The sequence below is a fragment of the Sagittula sp. genome (assembly GCF_052825245.1).
In genome coordinates this window covers 1-26,917 of record NZ_JBRBWD010000041.1, presented here as the reverse complement: position 1 = coordinate 26,917, position 26,917 = coordinate 1, and the positions used below count along the sequence as shown (strand labels likewise).

Genomic DNA, 26,917 nt, shown 5'->3' with positions numbered 1-26,917 from the left:
GACCCTCCGGGCGGCACCGGGCCGAACGGGGGAGGGGGCTCTGCCCCCGTCGCGTGCCGCGACTCCCCCGAGGTATTTCGGCCAAGATGAAGGTCTGGGGTCAGTCCCGGATCTCGTGCAGGCCGACGCCCCAGAGCGCGGACTTGTCCGCCCAGCCCTTGTAGCCGTCGGCGCTCAGCTCGCACCAGTCGATGCCGCATTCGCCGAGCCGGGCAATGACGCCCATTTCCAGCCGCGCGGTGACGTTGCTGTCCGCCTCCGGCCTCTGGTGCAGCGCCAGCAGGTCCTGGTCGACGATGACGGTCCGCACGCCCGACAGGAGCGCGTAATGCACCCAGCCGCCTGCGCCGTCGCGGTCGCGCACGCGGCGCCAGTGTCCGTATTCCGCCGTGATCTCGAGCGGCATGTCGCGGCGCTTGTAGACCCAGTCGATCCGGTGCGACAGGGAGGGCCCCCTGCGCACGTTGACCTCTGCGGCCTTCATCGAGACGAAGCGGGGAAGCGGCAGGTTGGTGACCGGGCCGCGCTCTGCCGCAAAGGAAGCCGAGGCCAGGACGTTCAGCGACAGGATCGCCGACAGGATATGTCTGAACATGAGTTGCTGCCCGAATTATTGCGGCGGGGTTCTTGTGCCCCGTCCGGTCCTGACGCAGGTTAGCAAACGAACGGCATCCGCGAGAAGCTTTGGGAGAGATTTCATGCCATCAAAACGTCTGAGTGTTGTCGTGACGCGACGCTTGCCGGAGGTGGTGGAGACCCGCCTGTCCGAGCTGTTCGACGTCCGGCTGCGCAGCGACGACACCCCGATGACTCGCGAACAGCTTGTTTCGGCGGTGCAGGATGCGGATGTCCTGGTGCCGACGATCACCGACAGGGTCGATGCGGGGCTGATCGGGCAGGCCGGCGAACGGCTGAAGCTGATCGCCAACTACGGTGCCGGTTTCGACCACATCGACGTGGCCACGGCCCGGTCGCGCGGCATCCTGGTGTCGAACACGCCCGGGGTGGTGACCGACGACACCGCCGACATGGCAATGGCGCTGATGCTGGGCGTGACCCGGCGCATCCCGGAGGGGCTGACCGCGATGCAGGAAGGATCCTGGCAGGGGTGGGCGCCGAACGCTTTCCTCGGAGGACGTCTGGGCGGCAAGCGGCTGGGTATCCTCGGGATGGGGCGCATCGGGCTGGCCGTGGCGCGCCGGGCGCAGGCCTTCGGGATGCAGATCCACTATCACAACCGCCGCCGCCTGCGCCCCGAGGTGGAGGAGAGCGTCGAAGCCACGTGGTGGGAAAGCCTCGACCAGATGGTCGCGCGCATGGATGTGATCAGCGTGAACTGTCCCTCCACGCCCTCCACCTTCCACCTGCTGAACGCAAGGCGGCTGCAGCTGATGAAACCGACCGCGGTGATCGTCAACACGTCGCGCGGCGAGGTGATCGACGAGAACGCGCTGGTCCGGATGCTGAAGGCGGGCAAGCTGGCGGGTGCCGGTCTGGACGTCTACCAGCAGGGCACGCAGGGCAACCCTGAGCTGCGGGCCATGCCGAACGTCGTGATGACGCCGCACATGGGGTCGGCCACCCGCGAGGGCCGGATCGAGATGGGCGAGAAGGTCATCATCAACATCAAGACCTTCGCCGACGGCCATCGTCCCCCGGACCAGGTCGTCCCCTCGATGCTGTGATCCGCGTCTTCGCCGTCCTGCTGCTGTACCAGCTTGGCGGAGAGACCCTGTCGCGCGCCTTCGATCTGGCGGTGCCCGGCCCGGTGATCGGCCTTGCCGCGCTGTTCGTCACCTTCCTTGCCGCGCCCCGCCTTGCGGAGTGGATGCGCGAGACGGTGACCGGACTGCTGGGGCATCTGTCCCTTCTGTTCGTCCCGGCGGGCGTCGGCGTGGTCGCGCATCTGGACGCTTTCACGCAGTACGGGATCGGGCTGGCCGTCGCGCTGGTGGCGAGCACGATCCTTGCGATCCTTGCCGGGGTGGGGGCCTTCGTGCTGGTGGCGCGCATGGCGGGGGTCGGTGATGAGTGAGGCGCTGGCGCTCTGGTCCTATCTGGCCCGCGAACCGCTGCTGTGGCTGACCCTGACCCTGTCGGCCTACATCGCGGCAGAGGCGTTGTCGCAGGCGCTGGGGCGCCACGCGCTGGCCAACCCTGTGCTGATCTCCGTCATCCTGCTGGCGGGTGTGCTGCGGGTGACCGGCACGCCGTACAATACCTATTTCGAAGGCGCGCAATTCGTGCACTTCATGCTGGGCCCCGCGACGGTCGGGCTGGCGCTGCCGTTGTACCTGAACCTCGGCCGGGTGAAGCGGGCGCTCTGGCCGATGCTGGCGGCGCTGCTGGCCGGGTCGCTGGTGGCGATGCTCTCGGCGCTGGGGATCGCATGGCTGTTCGGGGTGCGCGGGCCGGTTCTGCTGTCCCTGGCACCGAAAAGCGCGACGGCCCCTGTGGCGCTTGGCGTGTCGGAGGCGGTGGGCGGTCTGCCGACCCTCACGGCGGCGCTGGTCATTCTTACGGGCATCGTCGGTGCCGTTGTTGCCACGCCGATGCTGAACGCCCTGGGGGTGACCGACTGGCGGGCGCGGGGCTTTGCGGTGGGTGTCGCGGCGCATGGGATCGGCACGGCGCACGCCTTCCGCATCCACCCCACGGCAGGTGCGTTCTCTGGCATCGGCATGGGATTGAACGCGATCCTGACCGCGATGCTCGCCCCGCTGGTCGTCGGCATCCTGTTCTGAGCCGCCAGTTCCAGGCCGCAAGGGCATTGGCCTTTCGGCAGAATCGAGTACCTTCAGGGTAGAAGTTAATACAATCAGGGAGTGTGGCGATGCGTATGTCAGGATGGGTGGCACTGTTGGGTGTCATGGCCGGGACGGCGATGGCGCAACAGGCGGCGGATGCGGTGGACGCAGAGGCGGAAACCGGGGGAACGACAGGCTTCGCCGCCATCTCCGAAGAGGTCGGCGCGGCGCTGGCGTCCAAGGAGGCGGGCGAACCCGTGACGGCGTCGAAGTGGATGGTTGCGGCGGCCAACCCGCATGCGGTGTCCGCAGGTGCAGAGGTGCTGCGCAACGGCGGCACGGCGGCGGACGCGATGATCGCCGTCCAGACCGTGCTGGGGCTGGTGGAGCCGCAGTCCTCCGGCATGGGAGGCGGCGCGTTCCTTGTCTGGCACGATGGAGAGACGGGCGAGATCACGACACTCGACGGGCGCGAAACCGCGCCGCTGGACGCGACGCCGCTGCTGTTCCAGGACGAGGCGGGCGAGCCGCTGGGCTTCTGGGACGCGGTGGTCGGCGGCCGGTCGGTCGGTGTGCCGGGCACACCCGCCCTGATGCAGGCCGCGCATGACAAATGGGGCAAGGCGGAGTGGGCCGGCCTGTTCGATGCGGCCATCGGGCTGGCAGAGGACGGGTTCGAGGTCTCTCCCCGCCTCGCTGCGCTGGTGGCCGAGGATCCGCTGAAGCTGACACGGCAGGAGGTTGCGGCCTCCTATTTCTTCCCGGACGGCGAACCCATCGCGGCGGGGACGACGCTGACCAACCCGGATTACGCCGAAGTCATGAAGACCCTCGCGGCTGAGGGCGCAAAGGGGTTTTACGAAGGTGAGATCGCGCAGGGCATCGTCGACACCGTCACCGGATTCACGGACAATCCCGGCGTGATGTCCCTGCTCGACCTTTCTCTTTACGAGGTGAAAGAGCGGCCTGCCGTCTGTGCGGAGTTCCGCGATCACGAGGTCTGCGGCATGGGTCCTCCGTCCTCCGGCGCGCTGACCGTGGGCCAGATCCTCGGGATGCTCGACGCGTCGGAGCCGGGCGCAGCAGACGATCCGGACACGTGGCGCAAGATCGGCGATGCCTCGCGTCTCGCCTTCGCGGACCGTGGCCGCTACATGGCCGACAGCGATTTCGTTCCGATGCCGACCAAGGGCCTTGTCGATCCCGCCTACCTCGCCGAACGCGCCAAGCTGCTGGAAGGCGACGACGCGCTGCCGGAGGTCGCCCCGGGTGCGCCGGAGTGGGATCACGCCATGCTCTACGCCGATGACGAGAGCATCGAGTTCCCGTCGACCTCGCACATCTCCATCGTCGACCAGTACGGCAACGCGTTGTCGATGACGACAACCATCGAGAACGGCTTCGGCTCGCGCCTGATGACGAACGGCTTCCTGCTGAACAACGAACTGACGGACTTCTCCTTCCGGTCGCATGACGGCGGCGTGCCGATTGCCAACCGGGTTGAGCCGGGCAAGCGGCCGCGCTCCTCCATGAGCCCGACCATCGTGCGCAAGGACGGTGCGCCGGTGCTGGTGATCGGCTCGCCCGGCGGGTCGCGGATCATCGGTTACACCGCGCAGGCGATCATCGCCTTCATCGACTGGGGGATGGACGTTCAACAGGCGGTTGCCATGCCGCACGGGCTGAACCGTTTCGGCACCTTCGATCTGGAAGAAGGGACCGACATGGCCGGGATGCAGGACGCCCTGACGGAGATGGGATTCGAGGTCAGCGTGCAGGGTCTGACCTCGGGCCTTCATGCCATTGCCGTGGCGGCTGACGGGCTGTCCGGCGGTGCCGATCCCCGGCGCGAAGGCATCGCCCTGGGTGAATGAGCGACACGGGCGCCCCGCCGGCCGGGGCGTCCGCCAAGAAGGGATGACGGCGGCACGGCATAACTCCTGTCACACCGGCACCACATCCATTTTCCTTTGCGGACCAGTTCCTTGCGACTCAACGGTGCGGCGGATACGCCTTCGCGCATGACCGTGCTTTTTCCCATTCGTGCCCTTGGTGTGCTCCTGTGTTCCGCGCTTCTGGCGGCCTGCGCAGCTCAGACTCCCGGACCTTCGGTCCCCTACCAGCAGGGCGCAAGCCTTGCCTCCGCCCGCGCGGCATTCCAGAGCTGCCTTGGCCCCGCCCAGCAGGCGGGACAGAACACCATGGCCGGTCATTACATCGGCAGCGTGCTTTGGGGTGGTGTGGTCGTCGGGCCGATCTTCGTCGCATCGAACGCACCGGCACTGCGCTACAACGGCGAGGTTTCCGGCATGGACCGCTGCATGAAGAAACGCGGCTTTACCCGGCGCGACCTGACCCCGCAGGAAATGCAGGCTCTGGAAGCCGCCGACCCCGTGACGCGGCGCGCAATCCTCGACCACCTCGTTGCTGGCGGCACGCTGGACACGCTGCCGCGCGGCTGACACGCAGGCGCGCTGACCAAGGAAATCCGTCAAAATATCCCGACACCGCCCACGGTTGTGCACATTCTTGCCCGATTGCGCCGTCATCTTTCGATGCGAGTGGAAGATGGGAAAACGACGATGTCCTCAGATATGACGATCCTCGCTATCGTGGCCGCATTCGTGACATATGCCACGGCACGCGCAAGCGGCTGGGAATTCAGCGCCAGCCGCTACCTCACCGAAAAGCTGGTGCGCGCGCTCTACAAGTGCGTCGGCGCGACCTACGCCGAGAAGAAAGCACCGCAGAAGCGCAGCACCGCCTGGGACTTCGTGAACTGAAGGCGCCGGGGACAGGCCCCGGCGCGTCGTGTTTCAGAGTTCCTTGTAGCTGATCTCGCGCTTGTCGGCCCCGGCGCCGACCTTTTCGCGACGGACGATCAGACGGTTCAATGCCTGGATATAGGCAAGCGCCGATGCGACCACGGTGTCCGTATCCGCGGACTGGCCCGTGGCGATCACGCCGTCCTCTTCCAGCCGCACCGACACGGTGGCCTGCGCGTCCGTGCCAGCCGTCACCGCGTTCACCTGGTAAAGCTGGAGCCGCGCCATGTTCGGGTGCAGCGCGCGGATCGCCTTGAAGGTCGCATCCACCGGACCGTCGCCTTCGCAGGTGGCCGTCAGGTCCTTGCCGTCGATCTCGAGCTCGACCTGTGCCTCGGCCGGGCCGCCGGTGCCGCAGACCACCCGAAGATTGACGAGCGTGATCGCGTCGGCGCCTTCGGTCGTCGCGGACACAAGCGCGAGGATGTCGTCGTCGAAGACCTCCTTCTTGCGGTCGGCGAGGTCCTTGAAGCGGACGAAGATGTCCTTGAGCTGGTTGTCGCCCACCTCTGTCCCGAGGTCCTTCAGCTTTGCCCGCAGCGCGGCCCGGCCGGAGTGCTTGCCAAGCGGCAGCGAGGTGCCGGCAAGGCCCACGTCCTCGGGGCGCATGATCTCGAAGGTTTCCGCGTTCTTCAGCATCCCGTCCTGGTGGATGCCCGACTCGTGCGCGAAGGCGTTCTTGCCGACGATCGCCTTGTTCGGCTGCACCTGGAATCCCGACACCGTCGCGACGCGGCGCGAAATGTGCATGATCTTCTTCGTGTCGATCTGCGTGTCGAAGGGCATGATGTCGTGGCGGACGCGCATCGCCATCACGACCTCTTCCAGCGCGGTGTTGCCCGCGCGTTCGCCCAGGCCGTTGATCGTGCATTCGATCTGACGGGCACCGGCCTCCACCGCGGCAAGGGAGTTCGCCGTCGCCATGCCGAGGTCGTTGTGGCAATGCGTGGCAAAGACCACCTCGTCCGCGCCCGGCACCGTCTCGATCAGGCGGCGGATCAGGTCGGCGCTTTCGCGGGGCGCGGTGTAGCCCACCGTATCGGGGATGTTGATCGTCGTGGCGCCTGCCTTGATGGCGATCTCGATCACGCGGCAGAGGTAATCCCATTCCGTCCGCGTCGCGTCCATCGGCGACCACTGCACGTTGTCACAGAGGTTGCGGGCGTGGCTCACGGTCTGTTCGATCCGCTCGGCCATCTCGTCCATGGTCAGGTTCGGGATGGCGCGGTGCAGCGGCGAGGTGCCGATGAAGGTGTGGATGCGCGGACGCTCCGACTTCTTCACCGCGTCCCAGCAGCGGTCGATGTCGGGAAGCTGGGCGCGCGCGAGGCCGCAGATCACGGCGTTCTTCGACCGTTCGGCGATCTCGGACACGGCGCGGAAGTCACCCTCGGACGCGATGGGAAAGCCCGCCTCGATGATGTCGACACCCATGTCGTCCAGAAGCTCGGCGATCTCCAGCTTCTCCTCGTGGGTCATGGTGGCGCCGGGGGATTGCTCGCCGTCGCGGAGCGTGGTGTCGAAGATGAGGACGCGGTTGCTGTCGGTGCTCATGGTCTTGATTCCTCAGATGCTCGGTTTGGAGGCCGGGGTCACGTCGGCGTCTCCGGAATTGGGTTCGCCCCTGGGCTCGATCAGGAGGACCTTCACCTCCTCCTCGGCGCGGGGCCTGTGGGTCTGTCCGGCGGGCACGACGACGATCTCGCCCGCGCGCACCGTCACCGGGTCGCGGTCGTCGTATTCCATGACCATCTCGCCCTCGAGAACAAGGAAGAAGTCATCGGTCGTGTCATGCTTGTGGAACGGGAATTCTCCCTGGAATTTCACCACCATGACGTCGTTGCCGTTGTAACCGGCGACCACGTGCGGGTCCCAGTGGGTGGAGAACAGGGCCAGCTTTTCAGCCAGATTTATCGCTTTCATGAAGTGTCCTAACTCGTGCGTGAAGTGGGTCGGCGCGTCACACATGTCCTCTGAGCACGCGCGCCGATCGGGCCACGCTCAGAGGCGAGTTAGCAGCAGGTCCAGGCCACGCGCAAACGGCGCCGGAAGGCGCTGGATGGTCGCGATATGGGCCAAGGTCATCATGGCCGCCACTATACGGACGGAATCGTGAATGAAAACCCATGAAGTTCGCGAAATGATGCCGGGGCGGTCCGGCGGTTCTTTGCGGGTGGGCCGAGTTGGGGCATACTCGTTGAAAACAGGCAGGGCAGGGTGATGATCAGGACATGGGTAACGGCGGGCGCGCTGGCTTTGGGCATCGTCCCCGGCGCGGGCCGGGCAGAGCTTTCGGTCGCGGAAGTCTACTTCTTCGGCAACTCGCTGGTGCATCACCTGAGCGAGCAGTCGAAGCAGACCAACGTCCCGCACTGGATGAACGAACTGGCGAAGGCGGACGGGCGGTCGTTCGGTGTCGACGGCCAGTGGGGGTTTCTGCGGAACTTCTCGGACGGGCTGCCGCCGACCGCCAATTGGTCCTTCGAAGGTGTGCAGGGCGTGTGGGGGCCGACGCAGGGGTCTTTCGGCGATGCGGGCTTCGACGCGGTGGTGGTGACGCCCGCGAACTTCATCCAGTACCAGTTGCCCGACGTGCCCTACGAAGGCGACAACCCCTCTGGCGAAACGCCTCTGGGCGCCATGCAGAAGCTGTTCGACTGGGTGCACGAGGAAAGCCCCGAGAGCGCGCTCTATGTTTATGAAGGCTGGGCGGAGATGGACGGCATCACCGGCCGCTTCCCCCCGCGCGAACGGGCGTTCGAGACCTATCACGAGGTCAACCGGGGCGATTATCACCAGTGGTATCTCGACCTGATCGGAATGCTGGAGGTCACGCGCCCCGACTACGAGGTGGAGCTGATCCCGGTTGCCTCCGTGCTGGCGGGGCTGATGGCGGAGGGTGGTCCGCTGGCCGATGTGCCGCCCGCGGACCTGTACGAGGACAGCGCCCCGCATGGCACCTCGTCGCTGTATTTCCTTGCAGCCATGGTCACTTACGCCTGGATCTACGAAGTGCCGCCGCCGGAGGGATACCGCCCGCCCGCGACGCTTCTGCCCGAGGTGGTGGAGAACTACGCCGAGATCGCCCGCCTGATCTGGGAGGCCGCCCCGGAACGCGACGCACGGGCGCCCGCCGAAACCGGGGGCGCAGAGACGGTCGCGGAGGAGGCCGAGGTCGCTGCCGCCGACCTGCCGGAGCGTGAGGCGGTGATCCTGCCGCCCGCGGGCATCCGGCCCGACGGGGTGCCGTCGCTGGGCATGGGGCTGAACGGGATTGCCGACTGGTCGACCCAGCATCCCTTTGTGGACATGATGAAATCCGCGCGCGGCTGGGTCGGGCACACAGCGGAGGGCTGGGGCGCGATATCCACCGTGGAACTGCGGGCCGGTGGCTACCTCGACGAGAACGACTGGCCGGTGCGTGTTCCGGAAGAGGCGACCGCGCTTGAGGCGGTGCTGCTGACGGACCAGAACCCTGACCAGTCCTGGCTGCGCGGGTCCTACGTGCTGCGCTACGAGGGCACCGGAGAGTTGAAGCTGTCGGGCCGCGCGAAACGGGTGCGCTATGACGAGCACGAGGTGGGCTTCTTCTACGAGCCGGGCGAGGGGGTGGTGGGGGTCAGGATCACCGAGACCTCGGCCGACGATCCGATCCGCAACATCTCGGTCGTGAAGGAGGAACTGGTGCCGCTGTGGGAGGCGGGCGCGCTCTTCAACCCCTTGTTTCTTGATACAATTCAGGACGTTCGGGAAATCCGGTTCATGGACTGGATGATGACGAACGGCTCTCCGGTGATGACCTGGGAGGATCGCCCGGTCATGGAATTGTCGACGTGGAGCGAGTGGGGCGTGCCGCTTGAGGTGATGATCCGGCTGGCCAACGTGATCGGTGCCGACCCGTGGTTCACCATGCCGCACCAGGCCGACGACGCCTATGTCCGGCAGTTCGCCGAGATGGTGGAGCGCGATCTGGACCCCGGGCTGAAGGCCTATGTCGAGTACTCCAACGAGGTCTGGAACCAGATCTTTCCGCAGGCCGTCTATGCGCGGGAGCAGGCGACGACCCTCTGGGGTGAGAGCGAGATGGGCTGGATGCAGTGGTACGGGCTGCGCTCGGCACAAGTGATGGACATCTGGACCGAAGTTTACCGCGATGCGGCGCAGGAGCGGCTGGTCCGTGTGGCGGCGACGCACACCGGCTGGCCGGGGCTGGAGGAGAACATCCTCGTGGCGCCGCTGGCCTATCTGGCGCTGGGCAAGAAGCCGGTGGAAAGCTTCGATGCCTATGCGGTGACGGGCTATTTCGGGTACGAGATGGGCACGGAGGAGATGGCCCGACGGATGGACGGGTGGCTCGACCAGTCTGAGGAGCTGGCCACCAAGGCCGGAGAGGCCGAGGGCCTGCGCCGTGTCGCCCTGCGGGAGTTCGTGAAGGACGCGCGCTTCGAAGGGGCCATCGCGCCGGTGGCCAAGGCCTTGGAAGAAGGGTCTTTATCGCAACTCGTTAACGAAGTGTTCCCGTACCACGCCGACGCGGCAATGAAATACGACCTGACGCTGGTGATGTACGAAGGCGGCACCCATGTCGCCGGGCATGGCGCGCGGGTGAACGACGAACGGCTGACCGCCTTCTTCCGGGAATTCAACTATACCCCTGAAATGGCGAAACTTTACGAGATCCTGATGGGCGGCTGGGCGGCTGCCGGGGGCACGCTGTTCAACGCCTTCGTGGACGTGGCGCCGGCCACGCAATGGGGGTCCTGGGGCGCATTAAGACATCTTGAGGATTCCAACCCGCGCTGGGACATGCTGATGGCCTACAACGCCAGCGGACCCCAGTGGGAAACCCGCGATCCCGTTGTTTTCGAAGACGGAATCCGGGCGCTGGGCTCGGGCTCGGACGAGCGGGTGGAGGGCACGGCGGCAGAGGATTACCTCGTCGCGCTGGGCGGGGACGATATTATCCTGACCGGCGGCGGCGCGGACGTGGTGCACGGCGGGGCCGGGCGCGACGTGGTGGTGCTGCCCCTGCCGCAGGAAAGCTATGAATTCCAGCAGGTTGGCGACCGGCTGGAGGCCACGGGCCCGGATGGCACGATCCGCATGGCCGGGGTCGAGGTGCTGCGATTCGAGGTCGAGAACGGCCCCGACATGGCGGTCGAGAGCCTCGGGGGTTAACCCGCCGCCCGCGGCGTTCATCCGCGCGCGTTAACCCATTCTTATGGTGAGTCCCGGCCGGTTCAGCCCCTCGAACCGGCCGGTTGTTAACTATGGAAACCGGCGATTCACGCGCGATCCGGCAAAAATCCCGGGTTCGCCCGGGGCGGACCGGAAAAGCGCACTGACGCGCCACACGTTTCCGTGAACAGAGGGACGAATTCCGCCGCACCTCCTCCCGAAGGCGTCCTCAGGAGTCCTTCCTGGAGAGGCGCCGGATTTCCTCCACCAGCACCTCTGCCCCTAGGGAGGCGCGGAACTTGTCCTCTATATGCGCGCGGCCCGCGGCAGAGAGGCGGAGCAGCGCGTCGGGGTCGCCCGCCAGCGCGCGGATGGTGCGCGCCAGTTGTCCGGGGTTCTTCGGTTCGACGAGATAGCCGGTCGACCCGTCGTCGATCAGTTCACGCACCCCGCCCGCGTCGGTGCCGATGGTGGGGACGCCCATGGACATCGCCTCCATGTAGGCGACGCCCAGCGGTTCGTGCCAGGAGGCGAGGACGAAAAGGTGGGCCTCTTCCAGCTTGGCCTTCACCTGTTCGGCCGAGATCGCGCCCAGCAGTTTCACGTGGTCCTGCAGGCGGAGCTTCTTGAGGTGGGCCTCGAGCTCCTGCCGGTAGCCGGTGCCGCCGTCGTCGTCTTCGCCCGCGATCTCGACCCGCACGTCGGTGCCCTGGTCGATGAGCTGGCGGGTGGCGGTCATCAGGTCCTGATGGCCCTTAACGATGTTGAGCCGCGCGCAGGAGAAGATGCGCAGCGGGCGGCCGTGTTCCGGCGGGGCGTACGGGGCCTTGCGCGACAGGATGTCGGTGTCGACGCCCATGGGCCGCACGATCAGCCGTTCGGGCAGGTCGCCGGCGAGTTCCTCGTGCACCTCGGCCAGCAGCTTTTCGGTGATGACCGTGGCAAAGGAGGCGCGGCGCCACTTGAAGCGCTGGCCGGGGCCGTAGTCGGACAGCGGGCCGTGCAGCGTCAGCGAGTAGTTCGGCCCGCCCATGCGGTGCGACAGCGCGGCGATGAAGGCGGCGCGGGCGGCGGAATGGGCGTGGATGTGATCCAGTTGCAGGCGGCGCGACGCGGCATGAAGCCGGTCGGCGGCGGCGAGGCAGACGGTCACGTCCTTCATGAAGGTGCGCGGTTCCGACAGCACCCATTTCGCCAGACCCTTGGGCAGAAGCCTGGCGATGGCGGCGCTGGCGCGGAACGGGTCGAGACGGCCGAGATACGTGGTGCGGGCGATGGCCTCTCCGGACCAGTCGTGCGAAATGAGCCCTGCGGGGGGTCTGCGTGTGGAAAAGACGTGAACGGAATGCCCCATCGCTTCGAGCGCCTTGATTTCGCGCCAGAAGAAGATGTGAGTTTGTCCCGGGAATTGCGGGACCAGATAACCGATGCGGAGGCCTTGCGGCACGAATGATTCCCTGAAGTTTGGCAGCCCTGCCCTCCCACAGACAGGTGGGCCAACTATTCCGGGGGGTATCATCATTTGGCCATAGTTAACTGAAAGTAAGGGTCTGCCACCGACCCGGTTTTTCCTGGGGTGTGGCGCAGCGGGTACGGGTTCGTGCGTAAGAGTGACAACACATATGCGATGCGGGCGGCGGTGATCGTCCCGGCCAGCAACGAGGCGGCGCTGATCGGCGGCTGCCTTTCGGCGCTTGTCGCGTCGGAGTGGCCCGGCCCGGATGGCGTGGAGGTCATCGTGGTGGCCAACGGCTGCACCGACGACACGGCCGAGCGGGCGCGGGACCATGCCGGGGCCTTTGCCGCGAAGGAGTGGCGGCTGACGGTGCTGGAGCTGGCGGAGGGCGGCAAGCTGGGCGCGCTGAACGCCGGCGACGCCGCGGTGTCGGCGCCGGTGCGGATCTACCTCGACGCCGATGTGACGGTCGGGCCGGGGGTGATCCGGCAGGTCGTCGAGGCGCTGGAGGTCGACGCCCCGCGTTATGCCAGCGGCCGGGTGGAGATCGCGGCGGAGGGCGCGGTGTCGCGCGCCTACGCCCGGATCTGGCGGCAGGTGCCTTTCATGGCGGCAGGTGTGCCGGGATGTGGTCTGTTCGCGGTCAATGCCGCGGGCCGCGCGCGCTGGGGGGCCTTTCCCGACATCATTTCCGATGACACCTTCGTGCGGCTGAACTTTACTCCGGCAGAGCGGGTGCGGGTCGACGCCGCCTACCGCTGGCCAATCGCCGAGGGTTTTTCCCGGCTCGTGCGTGTAAGACGCAGGCAGGATGCCGGTGTCGAGGAGATCGGGCGTATGTACCCGCAATTGCTGAAGAACGAGGACAAGGCGCCGCTGGGGACGGGCGCGAAGCTGCGGATGGCGCTGCGCGATCCGCTGGGCTTCGGCGTCTATTCCGGTGTCGCGCTGGCGGTGAAGGCCACCCGCGGGCGGCAGAGCGGCTGGAGTCGCGGGCGATGATCGCGCTGTCGAGGCTGCGCGGCGGGTCGCTGGGCGCGCGGGTGATGCGGTCCTCGCTGCTGACGGTGGGGGGCTTCGGCTTCAGCCAGATGGTGCGGCTGGCGTCGAACCTGATCCTGACGCGGCTGCTGTTCCCCGAGGCCTTCGGCCTGATGGCGCTGGTGATGGTCTTCCTGATGGGCCTGCACCAGTTCAGCGACGTGGGCGTGGTGCCCGCGATCATGCAGTCGAAGCGCGGTGACGACCGGGATTTCCTAGATACGGCGTGGACCATGCAGGTGGTGCGCGGCTTCGGCCTGTGGGTGGTGGCCTGTGCGCTGGCCTGGCCCGCGGCGCAGTTCTTCGGGGCGCCGCAACTGGCGCACATGCTGCCGGTGGCCGCGCTGACGCTGGTGATCGACGGGTTCAGGCCGACCAAGATGGTCACCGCGAACCGCCACCTGATGCTGGAGCGGGTGACGCTTCTGGACATGGTCACGCAGCTGTCTGGCGTGGTGGCCGCGATCCTGCTGGCGTGGTGGTGGGGCAGCGTCTGGGCGCTGGTCGCCTCGGCGCTGGTCGGGTCCTGCGTGCAGCTTTACCTCAACACCCGCTTCCTGCCCGGCGTGCGCGACCGCCTGCGCTGGGACCAGAGCGCCGCGCAGGAGCTCATCTCGTTCGGCAAATGGGTCTTCCTCGCCACCGTGTGCGGGTTCTTCTACAATCAGGCCGACAAGATCCTGATGGGGAAATTCCTGCCGCTCGACGTGTTCGGCGTCTACAACATCGGGTTCTTCTGGGCGTCCTTCCCGCTGATGCTGGGCTACATGGTGACGCAGAAGATCCTGATCCCGATCTACCGGGAGGCGCCCCCGCGCGCGAGCGCCCGCAACTTTGCCAAGCTGCGCAAGATGCGGGTGATCGTGACGAGCCTGCTGATGGTCTTTGTCGGCATCTTCTCGGTACTGGGTGTGTGGCTGGTGGGAATGTTGTACGATGACCGTTACGCGGCGGCGGGGGCGGTGGCCGTGGTGCTGGCCTGCGCACAGATGCCGTTGCTGATCGTGATGACCTACGACCAGGCGGCGCTGGCGGCGGGCGACTCGCGGCGGTTCTTCTACCTGGCGCTGACGCGCGCCGTGCTGATCTGGATCGGCCTGATCGTGGGCGTCTGGGAGCACGGCCTGCTGGGGGCGCTGATCGGCATGGGGGCGGCCTACCTGGCCGCCTACCCGGCGGTGGTCTGGCTGGCGGTGCGCATGGGCGCCTGGGACGCCGCGCATGACGTGGGTTTCGCATTGGTTGCAGTATGTTTAACATCGCTCGCATTGTGGGTGAATTGGGGCGCAATTGTGGCATTGGCGGCCATGTGACCCCACCCCTTCGGATAGGTCGATTATCAGTACGACCTGCCGCGATTCAAATCAGGGTGCCGCATTGTGCAGCACCCGGAGACAAGGCCCCTGCAAATAAGACCATTTGCGGGGGATTACCTAAAAATCGCCGTATTCACCCCGCATTTACCATTCAGGGTGGTGGCGTAGTGAGGGGCATGGTGTGTTGGGCATGACGGACGCTTACGGCGAGAACGACATCGCAATTGTCGGGATGGCGGCGCATCTTCCGGGTGCGGCGGATATCGACGCCTACTGGCGCAACCTGCGCGACGGGGTGTCCTCCATCCGGCGCCTTTCCGAAGAAGAGCTGCGCGAGGCGGGCGAAGATCCCGGCCTGATGCGCCACCGCGACTACGTCCCCTTTGCCGCGCCGCTCGACGGGTTCGAGATGTTCGACGCGGATTTCTACGGGCTGTCGCCCAAGGACGCGGGAGTGATGGACCCGCAGCACCGCCAGTTCCTCGAATGCGCATGGGAGGCGCTGGAGACCGCGGGCCACGTGCCCGAAGGCTTCGACGGCCGGATCGGCGTCTTTGCCGGCTGCGGGATGGGGTCGTATTTCTATTTCAACGTCTGTTCGAACCCGGACCTCGTGGACAGCACGGGGATGTTCCTGCTGCGGCACACCGGGAACGACAAGGATTTCATGACGACGCGCCTGTCGCACATCCTGAACCTGAAGGGCCCTTCGGTGAACCTTCAGACGGCGTGTTCGACCTCGCTCGTGGCGGTGCACTACGGGGTGCAGGCGCTGCTGAACGGCGAATGCGACATGGTGCTTGCGGGCGGCGTGACGATCGAGCTGCCGCAGAACCGCGGATACCTCTACAAGGAGAACGAGATCCTCAGCCCGGACGGCGCCTGCCACGCCTTCGACCACCGCGCGCAGGGCACGGTGTTCGGGTCCGGCGCGGGGGTCGTGGTGCTGCGCCGCATGGCCGACGCGGTGGCCGACGGCGATCACATCTGGGCGGTCATCAAGGGCACGGCGGTCAACAACGACGGTTCGGCCAAGGCGGGCTACCTCGCCCCTTCGGTGGAAGGGCAGGCGGAGGCCATCGCCGAGGCGCAGGCGGTGGCGGGCGTCACCTCGGACACGGTGGATTACGTGGAATGCCACGGCACCGGCACCTATCTGGGCGACCCCATCGAGGTCGCCGCCCTGACGGAGGCCTTCCGCGAGACATCGGAGGCGGTGGGCCATTGCCGCATCGGGTCGGTCAAGACCAACATCGGGCACCTCGACACGGCGGCGGGCGTCGCCTCGCTGGTGAAGGCGTCGCTGGCGCTGCATCACCGGCAGATGCCGCCCTCGCTGGGCTTCGAGGCGCCGAACCCGGCCATCGGGTTCGAGGGCTCGCCCTTCGTGGTGAACGACCGGCTGACCGCCTGGGAGCGCGGGGCGCATCCGCGCCGCGCCGGGGTGAACTCGCTTGGCGTGGGCGGGACCAACGCGCACGTCGTGCTGGAAGAGGCGCCGGAGATCGCCAGCGAAGAGAGCGACTGGCCGTTCCAGATCCTGACCGTCTCGGGCCGGTCGAAGGCCGCTCTGGAAGACAACGCGGCGCGGCTGGCGGCGCATCTGCGCGCCCATCCCGAACAGAAGCTGGCGGACGTGGCCTATACGCTGCGCGAAGGCCGCCGGGCGTTCGAAAAGCGCATGGTGGTGGTCGCCGAGAGCCACGAACAGGCGGCGCGCTACCTCGACGGCGACGCGCGGCGGAGGCACCTGCACGAGGCGTTGGAACGGCCCGAGGTGGTCTTCATGTTCCCCGGCGGCGGTGCGCAATACGCGGGCATGGCGCGCGATCTCTATGAGACGGAGCCGGTCTTTGCGGAGTGGATGGACCGCGGGCTGGAGCATCTGGCGGGGCTTGAGGCGGAGGCCGCGGGTGGTCTGGCGGCCGAGAAGGCGCAGACGCTGAAGGCGCTGTGGTTGCCGGAGACGGCAGAGGACGTGGCGGCGGCGGACCGGGCGCTGCTGCGCCCCTCGGTCCAGCTTCCGCTGATCATGATCACCGAATACGCGCTGGCGCAGATGTGGATGGGCTGGGGCGTCACGCCGGTGGCGCTGACCGGCCATTCCATGGGCGAGAACACGGCGGCCTGCCTTGCGGGCGTGATGTCCTTCGAGGCGTGCATCGGCCTCGTGCATCTGCGCGGACGGCTGTTCGACACGGTGGAGCCGGGCGGAATGCTGTCGGTCGCGCTGTCGGCGGATGCGCTGCGGCCCATGCTGGGCGACGCGCTGGACCTTGCCGTGGTGAACGGCCCGGGGCTGTCTGTCGCCTCCGGCCCGGTGGCGGCGCTTGAGGACCTGCGCGCGCGACTGGAGCGCGAGGGCATCGACTGCCAGCGGATCGGCATCGACGTGGCGGCGCACAGCCGGATGCTGGAGCCGATCCTTGCGGAGTTCGGGGCATACCTGCGCGGGCTGGAGCTGCGCGCCCCGGTGCTGCCGCTGACCTCCAACGTGACGGGCGCGCGGATGACCGACGCGCAGGCCACGGACCCGGACTACTGGGTGTCCCACCTGCGCAGCACGGTGCTGTTCGGCGACTGCATCGGCGCGGTCGCGGGCGAGGGGCGCGTGTTCCTCGAGGTCGGGCCGGGCAAGGCGCTGTCCTCGCTGGCGCGGCAGCATCCGTCGGTCGCGGCGCAGGCGGTTCTGTCGAGCCTCCGGCACCGGGACGAGGATGTGCCCGACGACCGTTTCATGTTCGAGGTGCTGGGGCGGCTGGCCGCGCTGGGCGTCGAAATCGACTGGGGCCAAGTCTGGGGCGAGGCGCGGCGCAAGCGCGTGGTCCTGCCGACCTACGCCTTCCAGCGGCAGAGCTATTTCATCGCGCCGGGCACCGCGCGGACGCAGGGCTCCACCTACCTGATGCGCAGCGACGAGATCGAGAGCTGGGGCTGGAAGCCGGTCTGGCGCCCGCGCGCGGCAGAGGTCGAGGTCGACGTGGCGCACGGGCTGGAGGACGCGGAGCGGCAGGTCTGGCTGGTGTTCCGCGATGAGGCGGGCGTGGGCACGCGGGTGTCCGCCCGGCTGCGCGCCGCCGGTCACGACGTGGTCGAGGTGCGCCCCGGCGACGCCTTTGCCCGGCTGTCCGACGGCAACTACGTGCTGGCGGCGGAGCGCGGGCGCGAGGGCTATGACCTGCTGGTCGCGGACCTTTCGGCGCGCGGGCTGCTGCCGACGCGCATCGCGCACCTGTGGCTTCTGACGGAGGGCGAGGGCCACCGGCCCGGGTCGTCCTTCTTCCACCGGGTGCAGGAGCAGGGTTTCTACGCGCTGCTGTTCCTTGCGCAGGCGCTGGAGGCGGAGAACACGCCGCGCCCGCTGCACATGACGGTCGTGACCAACGGCGCGGCCCGGCTGCGGGACGAGGCGCTGCCCTACCCGGCGAAGGCCACCATCGCCGGTCCCGCGCGGGTCATGCCGAAGGAGCTGTCGGGTGTCACCGTCTCCACCCTCGACGTGGTGCTGCCGGTCGCCGGGGAGGCGCCGTTCTGGGCGCGCACCAAGGCGGAGGCGGCGCGCGCCGCCGCGCTGGAGGCGCTGGATACCCGCGTGCTGGAGGAACTGCTGGCCGAGCCGGGCAACCGCATCGCCGCGCTGCGCGGCGACCGCCGTTACGAATGCGCGATGAAGCCGGTGGCCCTGCCGCCGGCACAGGAGGTCCCGGAGGGCGGCGTGGTGCTGATCACCGGCGGCTTCGGCGGCATCGGCCTGACGCTGGCGGGCGACCTGGCCAAGCGCGGGGCGAAACTGGCGCTTCTGGCGCGCAAGGCCCTGCCGGAGCGGTCGGAGTGGGACGATTACCTGATGCGCCACGCCCCGCAGGACGCGGGCGCCCGGCGCATCCGGGCGGTCATGGCGCTGGAGGCGCAGGGCGCCGAGGTCATGGTGCTGGCCGGTGACGTCTGCAACGCGTCGCGGATGCGCGAGGTCCGCGCCGAGGTCGAAAAGGCCTATGGCCGGATCACCGGCATCGTGCACGGCGCGGGCGTGATCGACGACGCGCCGATGCTGGCCAAGACACCGGCCAGCGTCGAGGACGTGTTCACGCCGAAGATCCACGGCACCGACGTGCTGGGCGAGGTCTTTCCCGACGGCGATGCCGACTGGATGGTGCTGTTTGCCTCGTCCTCCACCGTGACGGCGCCGGCCGGGCAGGTGGATTACGTCGCCGCCAACGAATTCCTCAACGCCTTTGCGCAGGCGCGGTCCGGCAAGACACGGGTCGTGGCGCTGAACTGGGGCATCTGGAACGAGGTCGGCATGGCGGCAGAGGCCGTGGCCGCGCGCACCGGCGACCTGCCGAAGCCGCCGGTGACGGATGTGGCGCTGCCGATGCTGGACACCGCCAGTTTCGACGCGCAGGGCAACCGCGTCTTCCACGCCCACTGGTCGGTGAACGACTGGTGGATCGGAGAGCACCGGACCCGCGCGGGCGACGCGCTGCTGCCCGGCACCGGCTACCTGACGCTGGCCGCCCATGCGCTGCGCGCTCACCACGAGGACGGCGCCTTCGAGGTGCGCGACCTGAACTTCCTGCGGCCGCTGAAGGTGGCGGAGCAGGGCACGCGCGAGGTCAAGGTGCGGCTGGAGCGGACGGATTCCGGCTATGATTTCGCGGTGCTGGCGGATGTGAGCCTGAACGGGCGGCACGGCTTTGCCGCCCATGCCGAAGGGGCGCTGTCGCTGATGCCGCTTTCGCGGCCCGAGGCGCTGGACCTCGACGCGATCCGCGCGCGCTGCGTGTCGAAGCGGGACGGCGAGGGTGGCAAGATGACCGCCGCGCAGGAGGTCCATCTCGCCTTCGGCCCGCGCTGGAAGGTGCTGGACCGCACGGCGCTGGGCCGAGGCGAGGGCATCGCGGAACTGTCGCTGGGCGCCGTGGCGGAAGGCGACCGCTGCCTCCTGCACCCGGCGCTTCTGGATATCGCGACCGGCTGGGCGATGGACCTGATCGAGGGCTACCAGGCGATGCACCTCTGGGTGCCGGTGCGCTATGCCTCGGTCAAGGTGCACGCGCCGCTGCCCGACCGCATCGTGTCCTGGGTGCGCAACGCCGCCGAGAACCGCGCCGACCGCGCGGCGGCGTCCTTCGACGTGACGCTGTGCGACACGGACGGGACCGTCGTGGCCGAGATCAAGGGGTTCACCATCCGCAAGCTGGACAGCCCGGACGCCCTGTCGGCCACGCGCCTGACCTCGGCGGAGGTGGAGTTCGACGAACCGGGCGCGACGCAGGCGCTGTCGCCCGCGGAGGAACGGCTGGCCCACAACCTGTCGCAGGGCATCCTGCCCGACGAGGGGGCAGAGGCGTTCCGCCGGGTCCTGGCCTCGGGCGAGCGGCAGGTGGTGGTGTCCTCCATGGACCTGCCGTCGCTGGTCCGGCAGGCGTCGGTGGTGGAAAGCGTGGCGAGCCAGTCCTTCGACCGGCCGCAGCTGGACAGCGATTTCGTCGCGCCGGAGGGCGAGATCGAGGTGCGGCTGGCGGGCTTCTGGCAGGACCTGCTGGGCGTGTCGAACGTCGGCGTCGAGGACAGCTTCTTCGACCTCGGGGGGCATTCGCTGATCGCGGTGCGGCTGTTCGCCATGGTCAAGAAGGCGTTCCGCGTCGACTTCCCGATCTCGGTCCTGTTCGAGGCGCCGACGATCCGCGCCTGTGCCCGCCTGATCGAGGCGGAGATCGGCCCGGTCGGCGGCGATACCCCGGACGTGCAGGCCGCGCCGGTGCGGCGGTTCAAGCACCTCGTTGCCATGCACGACGGCGACGGCGGCGCGCAGCAGCCGTTCTTCCTGATCGCGGGCATGTTCGGCAACGTGCTGAACCTGCGCCACCTCGCGCACCTGCTGGGCACCGACCGGCCGTTCTATGGCGTGCAGGCGCGCGGGTTGTACGGCGGCGAGGCGCCGCACGAGACGATCGAGGAGGCGGCCCGCGACTACATCTCCGAGATCCGGCAGGTGCAGCCGGAAGGGCCTTACATGCTGGGCGGGTTCTCGGGCGGGGGGATCACCGCCTACGAGGTCGCCCGGCAGCTCGAGGCCGAAGGGCAGGCGGTGTCGCTGGTCGTCCTTTTGGACACGCCGCTGCCGCAGCGCCGTCCGTTGTCGCTGCCCGACCGGCTGATCATCCAGGGCCACAAGGCGCGCGAGAAGGGGGTGCTGTATCCCTTCGTCTGGGCGCGGAACCGCATCGCCTGGGAGTTTGCCAAGCGCCGCCAGTCCGGGGTGACGGAGGAGGCGCACGGTTTCCACAACGCCGAGATCGAGGCGGCCTTCTACCGCGCTATCTCTGCATACAACGTGCATCCATGGGATGGGCGGCTTGTGCTGTACCGTCCGCCGCTGAAGGGCAAGTGGCGGGTGTCCGGCGGAAAGCTGGTCAACTCGGAACGGACCTACGTGCTGGAGGACAACGACTGGCGCACGGTGGCGCCGCAGGTGGAGGTCCACGAGGTGCCGGGCGACCACGATTCCATGGTGCTGGAGCCGAACGTGCGTGTCCTGGCGGCGCTGATGCGCGACGCCATCGAGGCGGCGGAGGCCGGGCAGCGCGGCGGCGGAGAGGTGCTCCGCTTTCCGGGGCACGCGGCGGAGTAGGTCATGGCGCGTGTGCTGGTCGTATCGCTGAACTACCGGACCCCGGAGATGACGCTGCGGTCGCTGCGCGCGGCGCTGGGCGCGCTGGACGGTGTCGAGGCCGACGTGGTCTGCGTCGACAACGACAGCGGCGACGGGTCGTTCGAGGCGATCCGGGACGCGGTGGAGGCCGAGGGGCTGGACGTGCGCGTGATCCAGTCGGGCCACAACGGCGGCTTCGGCGCGGGCAACAACGTGGGGATCGCGGCGCGCATGGCGGACGGGTCGGCGCCCGATTACGTCTACCTGCTGAACTCCGACGCCTTTCCCGCGCCCGGTGCGATTGCCGCGCTGGTCCGCCACATGGAGGCGCATCCGGACACCGGCATCGCCGGGTCGCGCATCGTGGGCGAGGACGGGGAACCGCACTGGACCGCCTTCCGCTTCCCCTCTGTCGCGTCGGAGCTGGAGGGCGCGGCGCGCCTCGGGCCGATCTCGCGGATGCTGGAGGCGCACAGGGTGCCGCTGGGCGTGCCCGAGGCGACGCGCCCCGTCGACTGGCTGGCGGGGGCGTCCATGATGATCCGGCAGAGCTTGCTGGACCGCATCGGCGGCTTTGACGAGACCTTCTTCCTCTACTTCGAGGAGACCGACCTGTGCCTGCGCGCGGCGCGTGCCGGGCACGGTACACATTATGTATGCGAAAGCGAAGTGATGCACATCGGCTCTGTCTCGACGGGGATGCGCCGGTGGCAGCGGGTGCCGGGCTTCTGGCTGGACAGCCGCTGGCATTACTTCTCGAAGAACCACGGGCGGGCCTATGCCATGGCCGCGACCGCCGCGCATGTGGCCGGTGGCCTGCTGTGGCGGCTGAGGGTGCTGTTGCAGAAGAAGCCGCCCGCCGATCCCGCGCATTTCCTGCGCGATCTCGTGAAACACGACCTGAATGCCATGCTGCGCCCGCTTCCGGCGACAGCCGGCCCGCAACGGAGGGAAGACCATGCCCGCGTTTGACTGCGTCCTGATGGGAAACGAATCTCTGCTGGTGCAATGCGCCGAGATGGTGCTGAAGCGCGGCCACCACATTCGCGCGGTCGTCACGAAAAGCGATGATGTCCGCCGCTGGGCGTCGGGGCGCGGGCTGCGGGTGGAGGATTACGGTCCGGGCCTGTCGGAACGGCTGGGCATCTTCGACTGGCTCCTGTCCATCGCCAACCTCGAGATGATCCAGGACAACGTGCTGCGCTGCGCGGTGTCGGGGGCGGTGAACTTTCACGACGGGCCGCTGCCGCGCCATGCCGGGCTGAACGCGCCGGTCTGGGCGCTGATCGAGGGCGAGACGACGCATGGCGTGTCCTGGCACATGATCGAGGGCGGCGTGGACGAGGGCGACGTGCTGGTGCAGCGCGGCTTTGACGTGACGCCGGAGGATACGGCGCTGACGCTGAACACCAAGGCGTGGGAGGCGGCGATCGGCTCTTTCCCCGAGGTGCTGGACCAGTTGGAGACCGGGCTGAAACGCCAGCCGCAGGACCTGTCGCAGCGCAGCTACCATGCGCTGAAGGACCGGCCCGCGGGCTTCGGCCTTCTGGATTTCGCCCGCCCCGCCACCGAGCTTGAGCGGCTGGTGCGCGCGCTGGACCACGGGCCCTACTGGAACCCGCTGTGCGCCGCGAAGCTGCGGTCGCGCGATGCGCTCTGGCTGGTGGGTGGCGCGCGGGTCGAACAAAGCCACGCCGCGCCCGGCACGGTGCTGGAGGCGGGCGACCGGCTGGTCGTGGCCTGCGGCGGCGGCGCGCTGGTCCTGACCGGGCTGACGCGCATCTGCGGGATGCCGGCGGAGGCGTCTGAGATCGCGGCGGTGGGCGACGTGCTGCCGCTGGGCGCGGAGGGCACGGTCACGGACGCGGTGCGGGCCGAGAAGGCGGCGCGCGCGGCCTTCCGCACTTATGCGCCGGCGACGGTGCCCGGGGCGGGCGGCACGCCGGGCGACATCCGCGCGCTGGAACTGGAGAACGTGACGGAGGCGGCGGTGTCGCTCTGGGCGCGGCGGGTCACCGGGCTGGAGGTCGCGGACCTTGCGCGCGCCTGGCACACCGGCAGCGACCTCGTGTCCGACTGGGCGCTGTGGCGCTGCGGGGCGGAGCCGTCCGAGCCGCTGCCCTTTGCCACCGACCTCTTCGCCCGCGCGCCGGAACTGTCCTGGCCGGAGATGCCGGAGATCGGCGTCAGCCACGGCGGCCACGTCCCCGGAACGGTGGTCACGGTGGACCTGCAGACCCGGGCGCTGACCTACGACGCGGGCCGCCTTGCGCCGCGCATGGCCGAGATCCTCGCCGCACGGCTGGAATGCTGGGCCACGACGCCCGAGCTGCCGCTGCCGGAGGCGGAGCGCGCGCAGGTCGTGGACGAATGGAACAGGACGGAGATGGCGCATGACCGCGCCCTGACCATGCAGACCGCGTTCGAGGCGCAGGTCGCCCGGACGCCCGACGCCGTGGCGCTGATCTTCGAGGACACGAAGCTGACCTATGCCCAGCTCAACGCCCGCGCCAACCGCGCCGCGCACCTTTTGCGCGAGATGGGCGTGGCGGCCGGGCAGGTCGTGGGGCTGTGCACCTCGCGCTCCGTCGACCTGATGGTCGGCGCGCTGGCGATCCTGAAGGCGGGCGGGGCCTATCTGCCGATGGACCCGTCCTACCCGGCGGACCGGCTGCAGCACTTCGTCGAGGACAGCGGCGCCAAGGTGATCGTGACGCAGGCCGCGCTGGACGCGAAGCTGCCCCGTCATGACGCGGCACTTCTGGTGCTGGACGCGGAGCCGCGGCTGGACGCCATGCCGGAGGGTGATCCGGCGCCTGCCAGCGGCCCGTCCGATCTTGCATACATGATTTATACAAGCGGCTCGACCGGCAAGCCGAAGGGCGTCATGGTCGAACACCGCAACGCCGTGAACTTCTATGTCGGCATGGACCAGCACATCCCGGCAGAGGGCGTCTGGCTGGCCGTCACCTCGCTGTCCTTCGACATTTCGGTGCTTGAACTGTTCTGGACCACGGCGCGCGGCATGACGGTGGTGCTGACCGGCGACGAGGACCGCGGCATGATCTCGAAGGGGCCGATGCCCACGGTCGGCGGTATGGACTTCTCGCTGTACTACTGGGGCAACGACGACGGCGCGGGCCGGGACAAGTACGCCCTGCTGCTGGAGGGCGCGAAGTTCGCGGACGAGAACGGATTCGTCGCGGTCTGGACGCCGGAGCGGCACTTCCACGCCTTTGGCGGGCCTTACCCGAACCCCTCCGTCACCGGCGCCGCCGTCGCGTCGATCACGAAGAACATCGGCGTGCGTGCAGGCTCGGTCGTGGCGCCACTGCACCATCCCGCCCGCATCGCGGAGGAATGGGCGGTCATCGACAACCTGACCAACGGGCGCGCGGGCATGGCCATCGCCAGCGGCTGGCAGCCGGACGACTTCGTGCTGCGCCCCGAGAACACGCCGCCGGAAAACAAGCCCGCGATGATGCGCGACCTCGACACGGTGCGGAAGCTCTGGCGCGGCGAGGCGGTGGCCTTCCCGCGCAAGGACGGAACGCTGCACGAGGTGGTGACCCAGCCGCGCCCGGTGTCCTCCGAACTGCCGGTCTGGGTGACGACGGCGGGCAACCCGGCCACCTGGAAGGAGGCGGGCGCCAACGGCTGCAACGTGCTGACCCACCTGCTGGGCCAGTCGGTCGCCGAGGTGAAGGGCAAGATCGACCTCTACCACGCGGCGCTGCGCGAGGCGGGGCACGACCCGGCGGACTTCAAGGTGACGCTGATGCTGCACACCTTCATCGCCGACACCCGCGACCACGCCCGCGAGATCGCCCGCGGCCCGATGAAGGACTACCTGAACTCGGCGGCGGGCCTCATCAAGCAGTACGCCTGGGCCTTCCCCGCCTTCAAGCGGCCGGAGGGCGTGTCGAACGCCTTCGACCTGCAGCTCGACGGGCTGGAGCCGGATGAACTGGACGCGATCCTCGACTTCGCCTTCGAACGCTACTTCAACGACAGCGGGTTGTTCGGCACGGTGGAGGACGCGCTGGCACGGGTCGAGGAGGTCCGGGCCATCGGCGTGACCGAAGTGGCCTGCCTGATCGACTATGGCATCGACCGCGAGGTGGTGCTGGAGGGGCTGCGCCCGCTCGCCAGGGTGGTGGCAAAGGCCAACGAGGCCCGCGCGCTGGCGCCCGACGACTTTTCCATCGCGGCGCAGATCGTGCGGCACGGCGTGACCCACCTGCAATGCACACCGTCCATGGCGCGGATGATCGCGATGAACGACGAGGCGCGCTTTGCCCTGAAGGGTGTGCAGCATGTATACCTGGGGGGCGAGCCGCTGCCCGGCGCCCTTGTGGCAGAGTTCGCCCGCATCACCGGCGCCACCGTGACCAACATGTACGGCCCGACGGAGACGACGATCTGGTCCTCCTGCACCCGCGCCGCCCCCGGCGAACAGGTGGTCAACATCGGCCTGCCGCTCGCCAACCAGCAGCTCTACGTGCTGGACGAGGCGCAACAGCCGGTGGGCATCGGCATGGAGGGCGAGCTCTGGATCGGCGGCGAGGGCGTGACCCGCGGCTACTGGCAGCGGCCCGACCTGACCGCCGAACGCTTCGTGCCGAACCCGTTCCACCCGGGCCGGATGTACCGCACCGGCGACCTCGTGCGCAGGCGCCCCGACGGGCGCATCGACTTCGTCGGCCGGGTCGACCACCAGGTGAAGCTGCGCGGCCACCGCATCGAACTGGGCGAGATCGAGGCCGTGCTCGAGGCGGTCCCCGGCGTCACACAGGCCGTCGTCATGGCGCGCGAGGACACGCCGGGCGACATGCGGCTGGTGGGCTACTACACCGGCGCGCCGCAGGACGAGGCCGCGCTGAAGGCCGCCATGGCACGGGACCTGCCCGCCTACATGGTCCCGGGCCGCTTCGTGGCGCTCGCCCGTTTCCCGCTGACGCCGAACCGCAAGGTCGACCGCAAGGCCCTGCCGCGTCCCGAAGCCATTGCCGTCCCGAAAGCCGCGCCAAGGCCGCAGGCCACGCCCAAAGCCGCCCCGGCCCCTGCGCAGGTGGCGACCGGACCGGGCGCCGACGCCCAGGCCGTTCAGGCGCAGGTGGCGGCGATCTGGGAACGCTTCCTCGGCGTGCAGAAACCGAAAGGCTCGGACAACTTCTTCGACCTTGGCGGCCACTCGCTGCTGGCCGTGCAGGTCCACCGCGCCATCCGCGAGGAACTGGGCGCGGTGAAACTGTCGATCACCGACATCTTCCGCCTGCCGGTCCTCTCGGACCTCGGGAAGAAGGTGGCGGAACTGGCAGGTCCCGTCGTGCCAAAGGCGGTGCCCGCGCAAACCAGGGCAGCGGCCCCCGAACCGGTCAAGGTCGCGCAGATGCCCGAACAGACCGCCGCCACGCGCGCCAGCGCCCGCTCCGACGCCATGGCGCGCCGCCGCGAAATGCGCAGCCGCAGACGCGCGTGACCTGTGCCGCCCTCCCCCTGCCTTCATCTTGGCCGAAATACCTCCGGGGGGTCCGGGGGGCGGCGCCCCCCGGCGGGTCGGGCCGCGTCAGCGGTCCGAAACCGCACCGGAAGCGGCCAGAGATGACCGGCCCGCAACAGGCTCTGCTGACGCTGATCGAGCGGCTGCATGCACCCGGTATACACTGGGGCATGGCGCGGATCGGCGAAGAGGC

16 protein-coding genes are annotated in these 26,917 nt (G+C 68.5%); 12 read left to right on the top strand and 4 right to left on the bottom strand.

Annotated elements, in window-relative coordinates; genetic code table 11:
- Nucleotides 1-100: 100 nt before the first annotated feature.
- Nucleotides 101-595 (bottom strand): SH3 domain-containing protein, encoded by a 495-nt coding sequence (locus tag ACU0DV_RS18000; protein ID WP_446240728.1) that lies wholly within the window; start codon nt 593-595, stop codon nt 101-103.
- A 103-nt stretch (nt 596-698) separates the two neighbouring features.
- Between ACU0DV_RS18000 and ACU0DV_RS17995 the strand changes: the two genes are divergently transcribed.
- From ACU0DV_RS17995 to ACU0DV_RS17970, 6 genes are all read left to right on the top strand, one after another.
- Nucleotides 699-1,685 carry a 2-hydroxyacid dehydrogenase gene (locus tag ACU0DV_RS17995; protein ID WP_100928779.1) on the top strand — a complete coding sequence of 329 codons (987 nt, stop codon included), beginning with the start codon at nt 699-701 and terminating at the stop codon, nt 1,683-1,685.
- Nucleotides 1,682-2,035, top strand: coding sequence for a CidA/LrgA family protein (locus tag ACU0DV_RS17990; protein ID WP_446240729.1), 354 nt, complete (start codon nt 1,682-1,684; stop codon nt 2,033-2,035). The genes ACU0DV_RS17995 and ACU0DV_RS17990 overlap by 4 nt, the downstream gene beginning before the upstream one ends.
- Complete coding sequence (locus tag ACU0DV_RS17985; RefSeq protein ID WP_446240730.1) at nt 2,028-2,744, top strand: LrgB family protein; 717 nt, start codon at nt 2,028-2,030, stop codon at nt 2,742-2,744. Before ACU0DV_RS17990 ends, ACU0DV_RS17985 begins: the two co-directional genes overlap by 8 nt.
- Before the next feature lie 89 nt (nt 2,745-2,833).
- Nucleotides 2,834-4,621: a gamma-glutamyltransferase gene (gene ggt / locus ACU0DV_RS17980; RefSeq protein ID WP_446240731.1), complete on the top strand. Its 1,788-nt coding sequence runs from the start codon at nt 2,834-2,836 to the stop codon at nt 4,619-4,621.
- Nucleotides 4,622-4,768: 147 nt separating this feature from the next.
- Nucleotides 4,769-5,209, top strand: a complete 441-nt coding sequence (locus ACU0DV_RS17975; RefSeq protein ID WP_446240732.1) for a hypothetical protein — start codon at nt 4,769-4,771, stop codon at nt 5,207-5,209.
- 120 nt (nt 5,210-5,329) lie between these two features.
- Complete coding sequence (locus ACU0DV_RS17970; RefSeq protein ID WP_157814968.1) at nt 5,330-5,530, top strand: hypothetical protein; 201 nt, start codon at nt 5,330-5,332, stop codon at nt 5,528-5,530.
- A 33-nt stretch (nt 5,531-5,563) separates the two neighbouring features.
- On the opposite strand, the gene ACU0DV_RS17965 is transcribed toward ACU0DV_RS17970, so the two are convergent.
- Both ACU0DV_RS17965 and ACU0DV_RS17960 read right to left on the bottom strand, forming a co-directional pair.
- Nucleotides 5,564-7,126 (bottom strand): 2-isopropylmalate synthase, encoded by a 1,563-nt coding sequence (locus ACU0DV_RS17965; RefSeq protein ID WP_100928785.1) that lies wholly within the window; start codon nt 7,124-7,126, stop codon nt 5,564-5,566.
- A gap of 12 nt (nt 7,127-7,138) precedes the next feature.
- Nucleotides 7,139-7,495 carry a cupin domain-containing protein gene (locus ACU0DV_RS17960; protein ID WP_283981774.1) on the bottom strand — a complete coding sequence of 119 codons (357 nt, stop codon included), beginning with the start codon at nt 7,493-7,495 and terminating at the stop codon, nt 7,139-7,141.
- Between the two features lie 297 nt (nt 7,496-7,792).
- On the opposite strand from ACU0DV_RS17960, the gene ACU0DV_RS17955 reads away from it, so the two are divergent.
- Nucleotides 7,793-10,750 (top strand): calcium-binding protein, encoded by a 2,958-nt coding sequence (locus ACU0DV_RS17955; RefSeq protein WP_446240733.1) that lies wholly within the window; start codon nt 7,793-7,795, stop codon nt 10,748-10,750.
- Between the two features lie 229 nt (nt 10,751-10,979).
- Here ACU0DV_RS17955 and epsE read toward each other — a convergent pair whose 3' ends face one another.
- The gene (epsE, locus tag ACU0DV_RS17950) at nt 10,980-12,197 is read right to left on the bottom strand and encodes an exopolysaccharide biosynthesis GT4 family glycosyltransferase EpsE (protein ID WP_446240734.1); all 1,218 of its coding nucleotides are present in this window, start codon (nt 12,195-12,197) and stop codon (nt 10,980-10,982) included.
- Between the two features lie 180 nt (nt 12,198-12,377).
- On the opposite strand from epsE, the gene ACU0DV_RS17945 reads away from it, so the two are divergent.
- The 5 genes from ACU0DV_RS17945 to ACU0DV_RS17925 all read left to right on the top strand — a co-directional run bounded on the left by ACU0DV_RS17945 (nt 12,378) and on the right by ACU0DV_RS17925 (nt 26,703).
- Nucleotides 12,378-13,208, top strand: a complete 831-nt coding sequence (locus ACU0DV_RS17945) for a glycosyltransferase (protein ID WP_446240789.1) — start codon at nt 12,378-12,380, stop codon at nt 13,206-13,208.
- Nucleotides 13,205-14,560, top strand: a complete 1,356-nt coding sequence (locus ACU0DV_RS17940) for an oligosaccharide flippase family protein (protein WP_446240735.1) — start codon at nt 13,205-13,207, stop codon at nt 14,558-14,560. Before ACU0DV_RS17945 ends, ACU0DV_RS17940 begins: the two co-directional genes overlap by 4 nt.
- Before the next feature lie 193 nt (nt 14,561-14,753).
- Nucleotides 14,754-21,200 (top strand): type I polyketide synthase, encoded by a 6,447-nt coding sequence (locus tag ACU0DV_RS17935; RefSeq protein WP_446240736.1) that lies wholly within the window; start codon nt 14,754-14,756, stop codon nt 21,198-21,200.
- Between the two features lie 3 nt (nt 21,201-21,203).
- On the top strand, nt 21,204-22,193 hold the full coding sequence (locus ACU0DV_RS17930) for a glycosyltransferase family 2 protein (protein WP_446240737.1): 990 nt from the start codon (nt 21,204-21,206) through the stop codon (nt 22,191-22,193).
- The gene (locus tag ACU0DV_RS17925) at nt 22,180-26,703 is read left to right on the top strand and encodes a MupA/Atu3671 family FMN-dependent luciferase-like monooxygenase (RefSeq protein ID WP_446240738.1); all 4,524 of its coding nucleotides are present in this window, start codon (nt 22,180-22,182) and stop codon (nt 26,701-26,703) included. Before ACU0DV_RS17930 ends, ACU0DV_RS17925 begins: the two co-directional genes overlap by 14 nt.
- Nucleotides 26,704-26,917: the final 214 nt, after the last annotated feature.